This window comes from Guyparkeria hydrothermalis, from assembly GCF_023555375.1.
In the GTDB taxonomy this organism is placed as follows: Bacteria; Pseudomonadota; Gammaproteobacteria; order Halothiobacillales; family Halothiobacillaceae; genus Guyparkeria; species Guyparkeria hydrothermalis.
The window spans coordinates 246921-264412 of sequence record NZ_JAJSEE010000001.1; the positions used below are offsets into that span (position 1 = coordinate 246921).

Here is a 17492-nt window from a genome sequence, read left to right on the forward strand (position 1 = left end):
GGCCTCAGCGACCGTCGTCGGGCGCGATCAGGGTGTCGGGATCGATCGGCGCGAGCAGGCGGTAAAACAGCAACTGCCCCACCAGCTCGCCCAGCTCGCGGCGAATCTGCCCCTCGTTGCTCGACGAGGCCAGCACGCCGGTCGGATCGTAGTTGTAGTTGCGCGCCTGACTGATCTGGCGGCTGGGCGTGCGCGAACCGTCCGGCAGTTCGATGTGGTAGCGCAGCTCGTGGAGCAACTCGTACTGACGCACGTCGGCGCTCGGGTCGACCACCGAGGCGCGCTGCTCGACCGAATTGCCCTCGACCACCAGTCGGGCCGTCGCGTCGCGGCGATCATCGACCAGCACGGCCTCCGATTTGTCGATCTCGGCGGCCAGTGTCCGGTAGACGGGATCCGAGCTCGACAGTCCCGAGACGTACACCCGCTCGAAACTCGGGTCGACTTCCGTCACGCCTCGCAGGTGGTAGCCGCAGCCCGAAGTGACCACCATGGCCGCCGCCAACGCCATGGCCACCCCCAGGGAAAGGGCACGCGACAAGCCACGCATGCCGGCCGATTGACGGGACGTCCTGACCCAAGTCGTATCCATTACGTTGCCACCACGATATTGACCAGTTTGTTGGGGACCACGATCACGCGCTTGATCTCGCCCTCATTGGTGAAGCGCTGCACATCCTCGTTGGCCAGCGCCTGCGCCTCGATGGCCGCCTTGTCCGCGGCGGCCGGCACGTTGATCTTCGCGCGCAGCTTGCCGTTGACCTGCACGACCATCTCGATTTCGTCGCGCACCAGCGCGGCCTCGTCGATCGTCGGCCAAGCGGCATCCGCAATGGTGCCCTGCCCGCCGACTTCATGCCAGAGCGCGTGGGTGATGTGCGGCACGATCGGCGCGAGCATGCGCAGCATGTCCTGGATGACGGCCGCGACCACCGCCTGACCGCGCTCGTCGGTCGCCTCGAACCGGGCCAGGTCGTTGAACAATTCCATGTTCGCCGCGATGACCGTGTTGAAGGTCTGGCGCTTGTCGATGTCCTCGGTGACCCGGCCGATGGTCTCGTGGAGCTTGCGGTACAGGTCCTTCGCCGCGCCATCGGCATCGGCCAGCTCATCGGCCGACTCGAGGCGCCGCGTGAGGTCGATACCGGCGGCCTTGCGCTCGGCGACCTGGCGCCACAGGCGCTTGAGGAACCGGTGCGCGCCCTCCACGCCCGAGTCGGACCACTCCAGCCCTTGGTCGGGCGGCGCGGCGAACATCATGAACAGCCGCACGGTGTCCGCGCCGTATTCCTCGATCAGCTCCTGCGGGTCGACGGTGTTGCCCTTGGACTTGCTCATCTTCGCACCGTCCTTGTTCACCATGCCCTGGGTGAGCAGGCGGGTGAACGGCTCGGGGCAGTCGGCCGGGATCAGGCCCTCGTCGCGCATCAGCTTGTGGAAGAAGCGCGCGTACAACAGATGCAGCACGGCATGCTCGATGCCGCCGACGTACTGGTCGACCGGCAGCCAGTAGCCGGCGCGCTCGTCGAGCATCGCCTGCTCCGAACCGGCACTGGCGAAGCGCGCGTAGTACCAGCTCGACTCGAAGAAGGTGTCGAAGGTGTCGGTTTCGCGCTCGGCCGCGCCACCGCATTCCGGGCAGGTGGTGTCGATGAATGCGCGGTCGGACTTGATCGGCGAGCCCGGGCCGTCCATCACCACGTCGGTGGGCAGCACCACCGGCAGGTCCGCGTCGGGCACCGGCACGGCACCGCAGTGCTCGCAGTTGATGATCGGGATCGGGCAGCCCCAGTAGCGCTGGCGCGAGACACCCCAGTCGCGCAGGCGGTAGTTGATGGTCTCCTCGCCACGACCGTCGGCGGCCAGCTTTTCCACGATCCGGTCGAAGGCCGCGTCGCTGGAAAGCCCGTCGAACTCGGCCGAATCGATCAGCGTGCCTTTCTCGGTCATCGCCCCTTGCGAATAGTCGTGCGCGGGGTCGCTGCCCTCGATCACCGGCTTGATGGGTAGATCGTGCTTGCGGGCGAATTCCCAGTCGCGATCGTCATGGGCGGGTACGGACATCACCGCGCCGGTGCCGTATTCCATCAGCACGAAGTTCGCCACCCAGACCGGCACCGGCTCGCCGGTCAGCGGGTGCGTGGCGGTCACGCCCAGCGGCAGGCCCTTCTTCTCCATGGTCGCCATGTCCGCCTCGGCGACCTTGGTGTGGCGGCACTCCTCGCGGAAGGCGGCGACCTTCTCGTCGTCCTCCGCGGCGGCGACCGCCAGCGGATGGTCGGCGGCCACGGCCAGATAGGTGACGCCAAACAGGGTGTCCGGACGGGTGGTGAACACGCGCAACGGCTCGCCGTTGTCGACGCTAAAGTCGAGCTGCACCCCGCGCGAACGGCCAATCCAGTTGGCCTGCATGGTGCGTACCTGCTCGGGCCACTGCTCGAGCTTGTCGAGATCCTCGAGCAGCTGGTCGGCGTAGTCGGTGATGCGGATGAACCACTGCGGGATCTCGCGGCGCTCGACCGGCGCGCCCGAGCGCCAGCCGCAGCCGTCGATGACCTGCTCGTTGGCGAGCACCGTCTGGTCGACCGGGTCCCAGTTGACGACCGCCGTCTTCTTGTAGGCCAGACCCTTCTTCACCAGGCGGGTGAACAGCCACTGCTCCCAGCGGTAGTAGTCCGGGTCGCAGGTGGCGAGCTCCCGGTCCCAGTCGTAGGCAAAGCCGAGGCGCTGGAGCTGGCCACGCATGTAGTCGATGTTCTCGAAGGTCCAGCGCGCCGGGGCGGCCTTGTTCTTGAGCGCGGCGTTCTCCGCCGGCAGGCCGAAGGCGTCCCACCCCATCGGCTGCAAGACATTCTTGCCCAGCATGCGCTGGTAGCGGCTGATGACGTCGCCGATGGTGTAGTTGCGCACGTGCCCCATGTGCAGTCGGCCGGAGGGATACGGGAACATCGACAGGCAGTAGAACTTCTCGCGGGTGGGATCCTCGCGAACGTGGAATGCCTTGGTGTCTTCCCAGAAGCGTTGTGCCTCGTCCTCGACTTTCGCGGGGTTGTATTGCTCGTGCATGTGGGACTGTTTCTACCTTGGTTTTGAGCGTCTGCCCGGCCGGATCGCCGCGATAATCGCGACGTACCGATCGTCGGGCCATGTTGCGTCCGAGGCCGACCCTCGGCCACGATGGAATCGGTGCATTCAATGGCAACGCCCCCGGTGCGGCGTCGGGCTCTCCACGACAGCGCCACCGGGGGCTGACCGGGGAAGGTCTGCACGAATCCGTTGCCACTGAGGGCTTGGCGAGTGGTGCGTGATCAGGACGCCATGTCGCCGGCGGACGAACGCCTTGCATCGCCCGGCTCAAGGCACGCTTCAGCGGTATCGGATTCGTGCAGACCTTCCCCAGCGCACTAGAATACCGAAAGGAACCACCCCCTGCACGACTCGGCGAGCACGCCATCGGGCAGGACCCGACAAGCCCAGAAGGCACACGGAGACCAAAGCGAATGACCGATACCCGCCAGGAGCACAGCGAGACATACGAAGCCCTGCGACACGGCTACTACCAGCTGCTCGAACGGATCTACGCCCGCCTGCTAGACGAGCCCGGGCACAAGCCGGCCGACCGGGCCCGGATTGCCCAATTGGCCGAGGAGGAGGCATCGGCACTGGACACCGAGGATTTCCGCCACGAGATCGTCGAGGCGGTGAAGGACGACCTCGAGCACACCCGCGAGAACCTGGCGCATGAAGGCGAAAGCATCCGCGAGACCCTGCGCGACTGGGCCGGCGACATCGGCGCGAAGCTCCTGTCGATCGCCGATCACACCGACGTGACCCTGGAACAGATCCGCAACGAGGCCGAGCGCACCCGCCCGCGCGAATGGGTCGCCGGCCACGTCACCAGCCCCAAGCGCCTCAAATGCGTCGATTGCGGGGCGATCCTGCACCACGACACCTTCGGCCCGCTGCCCACCTGCCCCGAGTGTGGCGGCCAGTCCTTCCGGCGCGCCTGAGCGCGCCCGCCCTCGCCGCCTCGTCCACGAGGCAACCACTCAGACCCACGTCGTTGGCAATGAAAGCACCACTGATCCTGCTACTGGCCCTGACGCTGACCGCCCTGCCGGTGCGGGCGGCAAACGCGACGAGCGTCCCGCCATTGGTCGAACCGGGCTGGTTGGCCGATCGACTCGATGCGCCTCGACTGGCCATCATCGAGATGTCCAACGAAACCTCCTATACCTTCGACGGGCACATCCCGGGGGCACGCTTCACCACGAAGTCCGCCTGGCGCGAGCAGAACGACGACGGCACGCTGATCCGCCTCCCGGTGGACACGCTAGAAAGCCGCTTTCGTGAGCTGGGGGTGAACGACGGCGACGGCGTGGTGATCTACTACAAGGGCAACGACCGCGACGAGGTCCTGGGCGCGTATTACCTCTTCTGGCTGTTGCACTACCTGGGTCATACCAACGTCGGGATGCTCGATGGCGGCTGGCACGGCTGGCAACAGGCCAATGGCCCGGTATCGGACGAGGGCGGTGCGGCGGAATCGGGGGATTTCGTTGCCCGCCCCCTGCCGGCGCTGGAGATCTCGACCGAGGAGCTCGACGCCATCCGCGAGCACTACCCCGTGATCGACGGCCGACCGGCCAGGCATTTCAGTGGCGAGGACAAGTTCCCCGCCAACCCGCGCCACGGACGCATCCCGGACACCATCAGCCAGCCCTGGGCGGATTTTCTCCGGACCGCCGACGACGGGACGATCTACACCGAACGCACCGACCTGGCCCCCTTCTTCGTCGAACACGGCATCGACCCGTCGACCCCCATGCTGATCACCTGCCTGGGCGGCACGGGCGCGGCCATCGACTACGCGATGTTCTACAGCCTGGGCTACCGCAACATGCGGGTACACGACGCCGGGCTGCGCGAATGGAACGTGCGTGACCTGCCCCTGATCACGCCGGACGACTAGCCCCGTGCCGCGTTTCCTTACCGGTTGAACAGCCGCGGGTTGGCCTCGAGGAATGCCGCGATCCACTGCTCCAGAAACGATCGCCCCGCCGCCACCTTGAGGTAGCCGTAACCGAGTATCGCGATCGCCCCCGCCCCCAGGGCATCGACGATCAGATCCCACATGGTGTCGGTCAGCCCCGACGGGTCGCCGAGCATCGCCTTCTGCATGTCGGAGCCGAACCACTGGTCCATCGTGAACTCGACGATCTCCCACATCGCGCCGATCCCCAGCGCGAACATGTAGGCGAACAGCGCCACGAACCCAGGCGTCATGTGAAAGCGCAGGCTCTTCTTCTCGTTGAGGATGTACACCAGCAGGAAGCCGACGATGCCGAGCAGGAAGCCCGAGGCGGTGTGCAGCACGAGATCCCACCACCAGAAGCGGGTGTAGTAACCCTGCACCTCGCCGAGAAAGAGCGAGGCGAAGATGAACAGGGTCGCCAGCAGCTTGAACTCCGAGGGGATAAACACCTCGAAGCGCCGGAACATCAGCACCGGCGCCAGCGTCAGTAGCAGGATGAGAAATGTCATTGCCGCCGTCAGCCACAGGCCTTCCCAGAGGGCAAAACCCAGCTCGGCGAGCATGATCAACTGGATCACCAGGGTGACGCGCTGGTGGACGCGTCGTTGCTGCCCAGGCGCTTTGCGATCAACAGGCGTCATCGGCATGAGTGGAAGACGGTTGTCGCGGGGTTGCCGCGGGTGCGACCGCCACGCCGATCAGGAATCATCGACGTGTCGATCGGCCGTGATGGAGGCAATCTCGAGCCGAAACGGCCCGGGCCGACGGTCGGCGAGCAGGAACCCCACCCGGTCGATGCGCTCCGGGGTCAGGCGCGGCGCATCCGGCACATCGCGCCCACGAAACACCGCCTCGAACGCCGGCCAGGCAAGACTCACCTCCAGCCACCGGCCGGCCACGGTATCGAAACTCGCCGCGTAGGAAATGCCCGGCGCGGTCTGGTCGGTTCCCACACGACACTGGTAGCGCCGCCCATCGCCCCGCACACGCATCGACAGCCCCGTCGCGCCGGCCAGCACGCCGGGACGCAACTCGCGACGCACGGAGGCAAAACCGCCGCCGTGTTCGAGCGACAGCTCCCCACCGAAGACCGCAATGTCAGTCTCGAACGACATCGAGCCGGCGGATACCCCGCCCATCACGCCATCGTTGACGGCATGCCAGCCCTCCGGCTCGAGGAAACTTGTACGGGATATCATCGGACTAACGTAGATCACCGGCGCGCTCGCCGCTGACCGGTCGAATCGACAAACAGGAGGTGCCACCATGCTGATGACAACCCACGCCTTCAAACCGACCCGGACCACGGGCCTGGTCCTGGGCCTCGTCCTGACGTTGCCAATGCTTGCGCCGACGGCGTGGGCGGCGGACGACGAGCCGTGGAAAAAGCCGGGCTGGGAGCCGATCACCGACGAGGAGCGCCAACCGCCCAGCCCCGACGAGATGGCGGAAAGCGCCGTCGAGATCCGTGAATCCCAGGGGATTCGCTATTTGAGCGGCGGCCTGGGCGCCGGGGAGCGGGCCTGGCTGCAACAGCACGGGGCCTCGTACCCGGTGGCCCTGCAATTCTCCAAGGGGGAACGCGGGGCGTTCGTCTCGTCAGTGGGCGTGACGATCCGCACGCCCGATGGCCAGACGCGCTTCGAGGCCACGACGGACGGGCCGATGATCTTCATCGACCTGCCCGCCGGCCGCTACGACGTCACGACCCGCTACCAGGAGCACAGCCGCGACTTCTCGCTGCAGGTACCCACCAGCGGCCAGACGAGCCAGTCGATCAATTTCCCCTGAGAACACCGACACCGGAGCCGAACATCCGATGCAACGAAAAAATCCCGGGTCGCCAGTGCGAACCCGGGATTTTCTGATGTTTGGTGGAGCCAGGCGGGATCGAACCGCCGACCTCCTGCATGCCATGCAGGCGCTCTCCCAGCTGAGCTATGGCCCCTCGTGCCTGAGGAATGCGCGCATTGTACCGGCAGAACGGAGGCTGTCAACACCCTGTCACGCGGATTTTGTCGGGATCGACACAACCCCCTGATTCCCCGACATCTCGGCATCGCATCGCCCCGGAATTGGGCCGGGGCCGCGCACGCCATCGGGATTTTGGTTACATTACCGCCACACGATCGGGCAGCCACCCGCGCCTGTCCGCCCCACCCTTCGAAAGCGACGAGGTATCACATGACGTCGAGCAACACCCCGAGCGTCCTGTTCGTCTGCATGGGCAACATCTGCCGTTCGCCCACCGCCCACGCCGTGTTCGAGCGGCTTGTCGAGCAGGCCGATCTGGCCGATCGAATCCGTATCGATTCGGCCGGCACGCATGCCTATCACGTCGGCAATCCGCCTGACGAACGCGCCATGCGCGCGGCCATGACACGCCAGTACCGCATGGATCACCTCGTCGCGCGTCAGGTACGTCCGGAAGATATCGCCGAGTACGACTACGTGCTCGCGATGGACCTGGCCAATCTCGAGATCCTGCAATCGCTGGCCGACGAGGCCCTGCGCGACAAGCCGCACCTGTTCATGAGCTACGCCCCCGACTACGGGCTAGAGGAGGTGCCGGACCCGTACTACGGTGGCACCAATGGTTTCGAGCAGGTGCTCGACATGGTCGAGGCCGCCGCCGGCAACCTCTTGGAAGACATTCGTCGGCGCCACCTGGGCTAACCCGCGACGATCCGCCGGGCTCCTCGACCCGGCCAACGGCGTTTCGCCCTGGAGCGGAACGAACAAAAGAAAACGCCCCGCTACGATCAGCGGGGCGTTCTTGTTTCCGGCCGATTCACGACGGGATCAGCGCTCGCGCTTTTCCTCGTCGGTGGTTGACTCGGCGGCGGACTCATTGGAGCTCGCGGCTTCCGACGTCTCAGCTGCGTTCGCCTCGGCGGTCGGCTCCGCGCTCTGCTCCTTGGAGCCCTTCTCTTCCGGTGCCTTCGCTGCCGGCGCCTCGGCCTTTTCCGCCGCCGAGTCGGCAGTGGGTGCCGCGTCAGCCGGCTCGGCCGCCTTCGGCTTCTCGGCCTTTGCCGCCGTCTCGGACACGTTCGACGGCTTTTCCTCGGCTACCGGCTTCGCCTCGTCGGCTACCGGCTTCGCCTCGTCGGCGACCGGCTCGACCGTCGGCGGTGTTTCCGCGGCGTCTTCCTTGACGGGCTGGCCTTGCGTCGGCGCGGTTTCCGTCGCCTTGCTCGCCGCCTGCTCGGACTTGCCCGAATCGGTCACCTCGGCACTGGCCTCGGTCGGCGCGGCCGCCGGCGTAACGGACTCGGGGGCTGCGGCCTTGCTGGTCTTGGTATCGCTTGCCTTGACCAGGCGGTCACTGCTTTCGAGCCGGACGGCGGCGTTCGGCGGCAGTTCCTCGGCCACGCCTTTCTTCTTGGCGACGTCGAGCGGCAGGCTCTTGCCTTCGCTGATCGGCGCGGCCAGCTGCTGCTCGACCATCTGGCGCTCGCGCTCGTCCAGCGGGGGCGGCGTGCGCGGCTCGCTCTTGGGACCGCGGTCACCACGACCGCGACCCTTGTTGACCGGGCCGCCTTGGCCACCCTTGCCGGAGGTATCGCCGGAGGGCTTGCCAGCGGAGGACTCGGCCTTGCCCTGGGTGTCGGCCTTGGTGGTATCAGACGGCTGCTCGCTCTTCTGCTGCTCCGGCTTCTGGCCACCGGTCTGCTGGGCCGCGTTGCCACCGTTGCCACGGCGACCACGGCCACGCCGACGACGGCTGCCGGACTTGCCCTTGCCCTGCCCCTTGTCCTGGGACTCGTCGCGGGCGGACTTCGCCTTCTCGCCACCGTCACCGGCCGCTTGACGGCGACCGCCGCCCTTGCGGCCGGAACGATCCGCCGACTTCTCGTCGCCCTTGCCGGACGGCTTGCCCCGGCGCGATGCGGTCTCGGCGCCCTCGTCCTCGTCGGCGCGGGCACCGAAGAGCTGACCCACCACGCGACGCAACAGGGAAACCGCGCCATTGGCGGTCGGACGCTGCGGTGCTGCTGGCGCCTCGACGGCCTTTGCCTTGGTCGCCGCCGGCGCCGGGGCCGGCTCGGCGGCCTTTTCCGGGGCCGGCTGGGCCGGGCGCGGGATGGTCTGCACCGCGGCCTTCTCGGCCTGGCGATGACGCGGCTCCGGCGACGGGGTCTCGACGGTCAGCGGCTCGATCAGCTGCTGCACGTCGCGCGAGCGGGCCTCGCTGTCATCGGCGCGCACCCGCTCGATCTCGTAGTGCGGCGTCTCGAGATTGATGTTCGGGATCAGGAGCAGGTCGACGTTGTTGGCCTGCTCGATCTCGTTGATCTGGTCACGTTTCTCGTTCAGCAGATAGGTGGCGACATCGATCGGCACCTGGGCGATCACGCGGCCGGTATTGTCCTTCATCGCCTCGTCGACCAGCAGACGCAGGATGGCGAGCGACAGCGACTCGACCGAACGGATCACGCCCTGGCCGTTGCAGCGCGGGCACATGTGCTGGCTGGATTCCTCCAGCGAGGCGCGCAGGCGCTGGCGCGACATCTCCAACAGGCCGAAGCGCGAGATGCGGCTGGTCTGTACCCGGGCGCGGTCGTACTTCAACGAATCGCGCAGGCGGTTTTCCACCTCGCGCTGGTGCTTGGAGGAGCCCATGTCGATGAAATCGATCACGATCAGCCCGCCCAGATCCCGCAGGCGCAGTTGCCGCGCGATTTCCTCGGCCGCCTCCAGGTTGGTGTTGAAGGCGGTGTCCTCGATGTCCTGGCCCTTGGTGTTGCGCCCGGAGTTGATGTCGACCGCGGTCATGGCCTCGGCGACGTCGAACACCAGTTCACCGCCCGAGGGCAACGTCACGTTGCGCTGGTAGGCGGACTCGATCTGGGACTCGATCTGGTAGCGGGAGAACAGCGGGGTCGGGTCGTCGTAGAGCTTGATCTTCTCGGCGACCTTTGGCGTGACCATCTGGACGAAGTCCATCGCCTGCTGGTAGATGGTCGGCTCGTCGATCAGGATTTCGCCGATGTCGTTGCGCATGTAGTCGCGCAGCGCCCGGATGATCAGGTTGCTTTCCTGGTAGATCAGGAAGGGGGCCGGACGGCCCTCGGCCGCCTCGTGGATCGCGCTCCAGACCTGGACGAGGTAGTCGAGGTCCCACTGGAGTTCCTCGACGTCACGCCCCACCCCGGCAGTGCGCACGATCAGGCCCATGCCCGCCGGTACGTTCAGCTGGGCCAGCGCGGCCTTGATCTCGGCGCGGTCATCGCCTTCGATGCGGCGCGAGACGCCACCGGCCTTGGGGTTGTTGGGCATGACCACCAGGTAGCGCCCGGCCAGGCTGACCAGCGTGGTCAGGGCCGCGCCCTTGTTGCCACGCTCTTCCTTCTCGACCTGGACGATCAGTTCCTGACCTTCCTTGAGCGCGTCCTTGATGATCGGACGCCCCTTGTCGTCGACCGCCTTGGGGTCGAAGTACTCGGGCGAGATCTCCTTGAAGGGCAGGAAACCGTGGCGATTGGCGCCGTAGTTGACGAACACGGCCTCGAGGCTGGGCTCGATGCGCGTGATGGTGGCCTTGTAGATGTTGGCCTTCTTTTGCTCCCGGGACGGGGTCTCTATGTCGATGTCATAGAGGCGTTGCCCGTCTACTAGCGCAACGCGGATCTCCTCGGAGTGCGTTGCGTTGATCAGCATTCGTTTCATGGAAAAAATCTCGACGTTTCTGCACGAGTCGCGGCTGGCAACAGGCCGCTCGCGACAGGTGACTTGACTTCAGGGGAACGTCCCGACGCGCGATTGCCGGCCACCCCGCCAGTCGCCGGGCCGCAAGCGACCACGACGTCTGCCGCCCGGCTGCCACGAGGCGAACCAGGACGGAGAACGGCAGGGAGAGAAACCGGAAAAGGCACATTGAGTACAGGACGTGATAACCGTTGATCGTTCTTGACAACTGTGAGCGGGCGGCAGCCCGAGGCTTGTCGTGCCCGTCGAGACCCGCCAGGGGTGCTGGCAAGGCCGCGTCAAAGGCAAGCGGGATGGTCTGGCGCGGGGCGCCGGCTTGAAGAACCCGAGCGCTCGCTGACTGCCGTGGGTGGTCGGCACCTGCCGCTCCACCTGACTTTCGCCACAGTCCACTGATACTATCACATCCCCGCCGGCCCACCGCCGCGATTTACCCGTCGCCCGCAGGCCCCGGCCGCGCCCCACCGGTGCCCCGGTTCACCGCCGCACGCAAGCCAGCCAGATGACTGCCGAGAACCGTCCCGAACACCACCGACAGACCACCCAGCAGGCAGCCGATCGACCCGCTGTCGATCGTCCCCGGGTCCGCCTGGAAACGGTCGACGCACGCAGCGATGGCCAACGGCTCGACAACTTCCTGTTGCGCGAGCTGGGCGCCCAGCACGACAAGCAGCCGCGCGCCCTGGTCTATCGCCTGATCCGCAAGGGCCAGGTGCGGGTGAACAAGAAGCGCGCCAAGCCGATGCAGCGACTGCGCAGCGGCGACATCGTGCGCATCCCGCCGGTGCGCGACCTGCGCGGCGACCCGGACACGGCCCGCCCGACGGCCAGCATTCCCGCCGGCTGGATCGAACGCATCGAGACGCTCATCCGACACGAGGACGAGGCCCTGCTGGTGGTCGACAAGCCCGCGGGGCTGGCCGCCCACGCCGGCAGCGGCTACGACTTCGGCCTGATCGAGCTGCTGCGCGCCGCGCGTCCGAGCGAGGCCATGCTCGAGCTGGCCCACCGGATCGACCGCGAGACCAGCGGCCTGATCGTGGTGGCCAAGTCCCGCGAGGCCCTGCTTGCCCTGCAGGAACAGTTCCGCCCCGAGGGCGCGGCGAAGAAACACTATCTGGCCCTGTGCCACGGCCACTGGCGCGACGCGCACCAGACCGTGAATGCCCCGCTGCGCAAGGACCAGGGCGAGGGGCGGGCCCATCGGGTGGTCGTGGACACCCAGCGCGGCAAGAGTGCCCGCACCGATTTCGAACGCCTCGGCACCAGCCATCGTGGCCCGGCTCTCAGCCTGATGAAGGCCACCCTGCACACCGGGCGCACCCACCAGATCCGGGTGCACTGCCGTCACGTGGGCCACCCGATCGTCGGCGACAGTAAGTACGGCGATCGCGGTCTCGATCGCCCCCTGTCCCGCCGGCGGCCCGGGCTGATGTTGCACGCCTACCGCCTGACCCTGGCCCACCCGGACCACGGCGGACGACTGACGATCACCAGCATGCCGCCGGATAGCTGGCAGCCGCTACTCGAGCAGGCCGGCCTGGCCGTGAAACCTTGAAAATCGCCGACCCGACCCGATAACCGCTCCCATGACCGACATCCGCACACTCCTGAGCCGCCCGGACCACCTGGCCACCCCGCCCCGCCTGGTCGTGTTCGACTGGGACGGCACGCTGGCCGATTCGACCGGCCGGATCGTCACCGCCTTCCAGGAGGCGCTGGGCTCGGTGGACCACCCGCCCCTGCCGGACGACTCGATCCGCGGCATCATCGGCCTGTCCCTGGCCAACGCCATCGCCGAACTGTTCCCCGAGGCCGAGGACGCCTTCCGGGAGGCGCTTGCGCAGGCCTATCACCACTGCTACTTCGCCAACGAGGAGCCCGTCGCGCTCTACCCGGAGGCCGAGGCGCTGCTCAAGGGCCTGGCCGAATCCGGTTGCCTGCTCGCCGTGGCGACCGGCAAGTCGCGCCGCGGGCTGGACCGCGCCCTTGCGCAGACGGGGGCGGCGAACTACTTTCACCACACGCTGACCGCCGAGGAGACGCGGTCGAAACCCCACCCGGAGATGCTCGAGGGCATCCTCGAGTACACCGGCAGCCGCCCGGTCGAGACCTGGATGGTGGGTGACACCGACTTCGACCTGCTGATGGCCCGCAACGCGGGCACGCACGCGATCGGCATCACCCATGGCGCCCACCCGATCGAACGCCTTGCCGCCGCGCGGCCGGACTGGCTGATCGAGCGTCTGGCGCAGCTGCACGAGCCGGACCAACGGCCCGCACCACCCGGCATCGCGGATCAGGCAGGGGAACCCGGGACCCGCCCGGCCGTCTGACTCGGTCATCGAATGCGCCGACCGGACGATCCCCCGCCGGCCAATCACCCTGGAAAATCACCCCGGACGACAACGCAGGCAAGACCGCCATGAGCCAGAACACCCCGCCAGACGACGTGCGCATCGAACCGCCCGGTGGCCCGGACTACCATCCGGGCGACCCCTCCGGCGAGTCGTCACGCCCCCGGCGCGAGAAGGCCGAGGCCTCGCCGGACTGGGCACGTGACGCCCTGCTCGACATGGCCCGCCACGGGCTGGTCGAGCAGCGTCGGGCCCGGCGCTGGAAGGTGTTCTTCCGTTTCGTCTCGGTGGCGCTGGTGATCTGGTCGCTGACCATCATCACCCTGCTGTTCACGGCCGGCGATCGCAGCGCGCCGGGCGTGGGCAAGCCCGCCGCGGCGGTAATCGATATCAGCGGCCTGATCGCCGCGGGCGAGACCACCGAGGCGCGCCGCGTGATCCCGCAGCTGGAGAAGGCGTTCAAGGACGACAACGTCAAGGGCATCGTGCTGCGCCTGAACACACCCGGTGGCAGCCCGGTCCAGTCCAGCGCCATCTTCAATGCCATCCGCGATCTCAAGGCGCAGTACCCGGACAAGCCGGTCTACGCCGTGGCCGAAGACATGGCGGCCTCGGGCGGCTACTTCATCGCCGCGGCGGCCGACGAGATCTACGCCAACCCCTCCTCGATCGTCGGCTCGATCGGCGTGCGCATGGACAGCTTCGGCTTCGTCGACGCCATGGAGAAGCTCGGCATCGAGCGTCGCCTGCTCACCGCCGGCGAGAACAAGGCCCTCGGCGACCCGTTCAGCCCCAGCGACCCGGCGGAGACCGAGTATCTCAAGGGCGTACTGGATGAAATCCACGAACAGTTCATCGCGGCGGTCAAGACCGGCCGCGGCGACCGCCTCGATGACGACGAGGCGATCTTCTCCGGGCTGTTCTACACCGGCGAGACCGCCGTGGAGAAGGGGCTGATCGACGGCATCGACAGCGTGCGCGGCGTGATCCGCGAGCGCATCGGCGTCGAGCACCAGATCGATCTCACCCCGCGCAGCAATCGCCTGGAGAAGCTGCTCGGTGCGACGGCCCAGGAGTTCGGCTCGGCCCTCACCGGCGTCAGGAACGAGCCGGCACGACCCATGATGCTGCCCTGAGGACCCGGTCACGCGACGGTTGGCTCGGGTTAGACTGTGCAGATGACTGACACCAGCCAGACACGCCTACCGTTCACCGCCGGCATCAGCGCCGGTCCGCAGACCACCCACCGCCCGCTCGAGACCGAGGAAGTCTCCGAGCAGGCGGTCAGCGACGAGCCGCCCATGTACCGGGTGCTCTTGTTGAACGACGACTTCACCCCCATGGATTTCGTGGTGCAGATCCTGATGCAGCTGTTCGGCATGACCTTCGACCAGGCCAATGCCGTGATGCTGGAGGTGCACCACAACGGCCGTGGCGTCTGCGGCGAGTTCACCCGCGAAATCGCCGAGACACGCGTGAGCCAGGTCAACCAGATCGCGCGGGAACACGAATACCCGCTGATGTGCGTGATGGAACGCGCCGAATAAGTCGAAAGACTGAAAATTCCTCGCCCCGTTGGCAACGCCGTAATCCGGCGTATCATCGGGACACAGGCCCACGGTTCGACACCGAACCGGAAACGGGCCATCGCAGATACCCCGGAGGAGAGGATCGGTGCTGAGCAAATCCCTCGAAACCACCCTGAGCCGCGTGTTCGATCGCGCCCGGCGCCAGAACTACGAATTCGTCACCCTCGAGAGCCTGCTGCACACGCTGCTCGAGGACCCCGACGCGCGCATGGTGCTGGAGGGCTGCAACGCCAACATCTCCCAGCTCGCCATGGACCTCGAGGCGCACATCCGCCGCACCACCCCGCGCATCCCGGAGAACGACCCGCGCGAGACCCAGCCCACGCTGGGCTTTCAGCGCGTCCTCCAGCGTGCGGTGATGCAGGTGCAGGCCGCCCAGCGCAGCGAGGTCTCCGGCGCGCACGTGCTCGCCGCGATCTTCGGCGAGCAGGACGCCCATGCCGTGCACCTGCTGCACAAGGCCGGCGTTACCCGCCTCGACGTGATCAACTTCATCTCGCACGGCCCCGAGGCCGACGACGAGGGCGTCGACGACGAGGAGCCGGAGATCAACCAGGCCGACGTCGAGGCCGCCGAGGAGCAGCCGGCCGACGAGAACGCCTTCGAGAACTTCGCGATCAACCTCAACAAGCAGGCGGCCGAGGGCAAGATCGACCCGCTGATCGGCCGCACCGCCGAGCTTGAACGCGTCCAGCAGGTCCTTTCGCGTCGCCGAAAGAACAACCCGCTGCTGGTCGGCGAGGCCGGCGTCGGCAAGACCGCCATCGCCGAGGGCCTGGCGCGCAAGATCATCGACGGCGAGGTGCCCGAGGCACTCTCCGAGGCGACCATCTACGCGCTCGACCTGGGCGCGCTGGTCGCCGGGACCAAGTACCGCGGCGACTTTGAGAAGCGCCTGAAGATCGTCTTGAAGAAGGTCCGCTCTGTGCCCGACGCGATCCTGTTCATCGACGAGATCCACACCCTGATCGGCGCGGGCTCGGCCTCCGGCGGCTCGATGGATGCCTCGAACCTGATCAAGCCGGCACTCGCCTCGGGCGAGCTGCGCTGCATCGGTTCGACCACGCACCAGGAATACCGCAGCATCTTCGAGAAGGATGCCGCCCTGACCCGCCGCTTCCAGAAGATCGACGTCCCCGAACCCTCCGAGGAGGAGACGATCGACATCATCCGCGGCCTGCGCGAGGGCTACGAGAAGCACCACCACGTCGTCTACACCGACGAGGCGATCGAGGCGGCGGTCAAGCTCTCCACGCGCCACATCAACGACCGCCACCTGCCGGACAAGGCGATCGACGTGATCGACGAGGTGGGCGCGCAGTACCGCCTGCTCCACCCGCGCCCCGAGGACAACCGCATCACCGCCAGCGACATCGAGCGCGTGGTCGCGCGGATGGCACGCATCCCCGAGCGCAGCGTCTCCACCTCGGATCGCGAGGTGCTCAGGAACCTCGACCGCAACCTCAAGATGGTGGTCTTCGGCCAGGACGAGGCGATCGCGCAGATCACCACCGCGATTCGCCTGGCACGCTCGGGCCTGCGCCCGGACAACAAGCCGATCGGCTCGTACCTGTTCGCCGGCCCGACCGGCGTGGGCAAGACCGAGGTCTCCAAGCAGCTCGCGCGTCTGCTCGGCATCGAGCTGGTGCGCTTCGACATGTCCGAGTACATGGAGCGCCACAGCGTCTCGCGGCTGATCGGCGCCCCGCCGGGCTACGTCGGCTTCGACGAGGGCGGCCTGTTGACCGAGAAGGTGCACAAGAACCCGCACTGCGTGCTGCTGCTCGACGAGATCGAGAAGGCGCACCCGGACGTGTTCAACGTGCTCCTTCAGGTGATGGACAACGGCTCGCTGACCGATACCAACGGGCGCAGCATCGACTTCCGCCACGTGATCCTGATCATGACCTCCAACATGGGGGCCGAGGAGATGGCGAAGAACAGCATGGGCTTCGTCGCCCAGGACATCGGCTCGTCGGGCATGGAGGCGATCAAGCGCGGCTTTACCCCCGAGTTCCGCAACCGCCTGGACGCGATCATCCAGTTCCGGTCGCTCGGCACCCGGCAGATCGCCAACGTGGTCGACAAGCTGTTGCTGGAGCTCGAGCAGCAGCTCGAGGCAAACCACGTCACCCTGCAGGTCGACGACGAGGTGCGTCACTGGCTGGGCGAGCATGGCTACGACGTGGTGCTGGGCGCCCGGCCGATGGCCCGCCTGATCCAGGACAAGCTCAAGCGCCCGCTCGCCGAGCAGATGCTGTTCGGCGATCTCGCCGACGGCGGCAAGGCGCGCTTCACCATGGACGAGGACGAGCCCGCCCTGATCGCCACGCCAGCCGCGGAGTCCGTGGCCGAGGAATCCTCCACGGCCTGAGGTCAGTAAATAGACCGATCAAAGACGAACGGCGCCCCTTGTGGGCGCCGTTTCTCTTGGTGGGCTATTTTTCGAGCACACAAACGCGCTCGCCCGGCTCACGCAAGGCGTGGCCACCGGGAAACGCTGCACGAATGGCATGCCACTCTGGCCTGTCGAGCCGTTCGTGATCAAGGCGCGATGTCGCCGGCGTGCCGGCGGCCACGTCAAGACATCGCAACGCCGAGCACGGGCGGCTCGACAGGCCCCGCAGGGCGCGCCTTGAGCCGGGCATCTGCTGCGTTGTCGTCCTTGGAAAGAGAATGACTCTTCCGCGGCGGACGAGCGCCTTGCATCTGCCCGGCTCAAGGCACGCAGAGCGGTATGCCATTCGTGCAGCGTTTCCCGGAGATGGGCCGTCGGGATCGGTGGCGGTCGGCTCGGGCGGA

General features: G+C 67.1%; 14 protein-coding genes and 1 tRNA gene. 9 read left to right on the forward strand and 6 right to left on the reverse strand.

The features are described from left to right. Positions 1 to 4 precede the first annotated feature (4 nt). The gene (locus LV475_RS01160; RefSeq protein WP_136867265.1) at positions 5 to 592 is read right to left on the reverse strand and encodes an LPS-assembly lipoprotein LptE; all 588 of its coding nucleotides are present in this window, start codon (positions 590 to 592) and stop codon (positions 5 to 7) included. After that, positions 592 to 3066, reverse strand: coding sequence for a leucine--tRNA ligase (gene leuS, locus LV475_RS01165; protein WP_250105582.1), 2475 nt, complete (start codon positions 3064 to 3066; stop codon positions 592 to 594). The genes LV475_RS01160 and leuS overlap by 1 nt, the downstream gene beginning before the upstream one ends. 434 nt (positions 3067 to 3500) lie before the next feature. Between leuS and LV475_RS01170 the strand changes: the two genes are divergently transcribed. Together LV475_RS01170 and LV475_RS01175 are read left to right on the forward strand one after the other, a co-directional pair. Beyond that, entirely contained in the window at positions 3501 to 4010 is a 510-nt protein-coding gene (locus tag LV475_RS01170; protein WP_250105583.1) for a zinc ribbon-containing protein, read from the forward strand. Between the two features lie 59 nt (positions 4011 to 4069). Beyond that, on the forward strand, positions 4070 to 4972 hold the full coding sequence (locus LV475_RS01175) for a sulfurtransferase (RefSeq protein ID WP_250105584.1): 903 nt from the start codon (positions 4070 to 4072) through the stop codon (positions 4970 to 4972). 17 nt (positions 4973 to 4989) lie between these two features. On the opposite strand, the gene LV475_RS01180 is transcribed toward LV475_RS01175, so the two are convergent. Beyond that, entirely contained in the window at positions 4990 to 5676 is a 687-nt protein-coding gene (locus tag LV475_RS01180; protein ID WP_250105585.1) for a DUF2238 domain-containing protein, read from the reverse strand. A 57-nt stretch (positions 5677 to 5733) separates the two neighbouring features. Further along, complete coding sequence (locus LV475_RS01185; RefSeq protein WP_250105586.1) at positions 5734 to 6234, reverse strand: CIA30 family protein; 501 nt, start codon at positions 6232 to 6234, stop codon at positions 5734 to 5736. 67 nt (positions 6235 to 6301) lie between these two features. Between LV475_RS01185 and LV475_RS01190 the strand changes: the two genes are divergently transcribed. Further along, positions 6302 to 6826, forward strand: coding sequence for a hypothetical protein (locus tag LV475_RS01190; protein WP_250105587.1), 525 nt, complete (start codon positions 6302 to 6304; stop codon positions 6824 to 6826). Between the two features lie 81 nt (positions 6827 to 6907). Here the strand turns inward: LV475_RS01190 and LV475_RS01195 are convergent. Beyond that, a tRNA-Ala gene (locus LV475_RS01195) sits at positions 6908 to 6983 on the reverse strand. A gap of 236 nt (positions 6984 to 7219) precedes the next feature. On the opposite strand from LV475_RS01195, the gene LV475_RS01200 reads away from it, so the two are divergent. Next, on the forward strand, positions 7220 to 7711 hold the full coding sequence (locus LV475_RS01200) for a low molecular weight protein-tyrosine-phosphatase (RefSeq protein WP_136867272.1): 492 nt from the start codon (positions 7220 to 7222) through the stop codon (positions 7709 to 7711). Between the two features lie 126 nt (positions 7712 to 7837). Here the strand turns inward: LV475_RS01200 and rne are convergent, their stop codons facing one another. Beyond that, complete coding sequence (gene rne / locus LV475_RS01205; protein WP_250105588.1) at positions 7838 to 10705, reverse strand: ribonuclease E; 2868 nt, start codon at positions 10703 to 10705, stop codon at positions 7838 to 7840. A 541-nt stretch (positions 10706 to 11246) separates the two neighbouring features. Between rne and LV475_RS01210 the strand changes: the two genes are divergently transcribed. The 5 genes from LV475_RS01210 to clpA all read left to right on the forward strand — a co-directional run bounded on the left by LV475_RS01210 (position 11247) and on the right by clpA (position 17064). Beyond that, positions 11247 to 12302 (forward strand): RluA family pseudouridine synthase, encoded by a 1056-nt coding sequence (locus tag LV475_RS01210; RefSeq protein ID WP_136867274.1) that lies wholly within the window; start codon positions 11247 to 11249, stop codon positions 12300 to 12302. Positions 12303 to 12333: 31 nt separating this feature from the next. Beyond that, positions 12334 to 13080, forward strand: coding sequence for an HAD family hydrolase (locus LV475_RS01215; protein ID WP_136867275.1), 747 nt, complete (start codon positions 12334 to 12336; stop codon positions 13078 to 13080). 89 nt (positions 13081 to 13169) lie between these two features. After that, on the forward strand, positions 13170 to 14237 hold the full coding sequence (locus LV475_RS01220; protein WP_136867276.1) for a S49 family peptidase: 1068 nt from the start codon (positions 13170 to 13172) through the stop codon (positions 14235 to 14237). A gap of 42 nt (positions 14238 to 14279) precedes the next feature. Then, positions 14280 to 14648: an ATP-dependent Clp protease adapter ClpS gene (clpS, locus tag LV475_RS01225; RefSeq protein WP_136867277.1), complete on the forward strand. Its 369-nt coding sequence runs from the start codon at positions 14280 to 14282 to the stop codon at positions 14646 to 14648. A 127-nt stretch (positions 14649 to 14775) separates the two neighbouring features. Next, entirely contained in the window at positions 14776 to 17064 is a 2289-nt protein-coding gene (clpA, locus tag LV475_RS01230; RefSeq protein ID WP_136867278.1) for an ATP-dependent Clp protease ATP-binding subunit ClpA, read from the forward strand. Positions 17065 to 17492 lie beyond the last annotated feature (428 nt).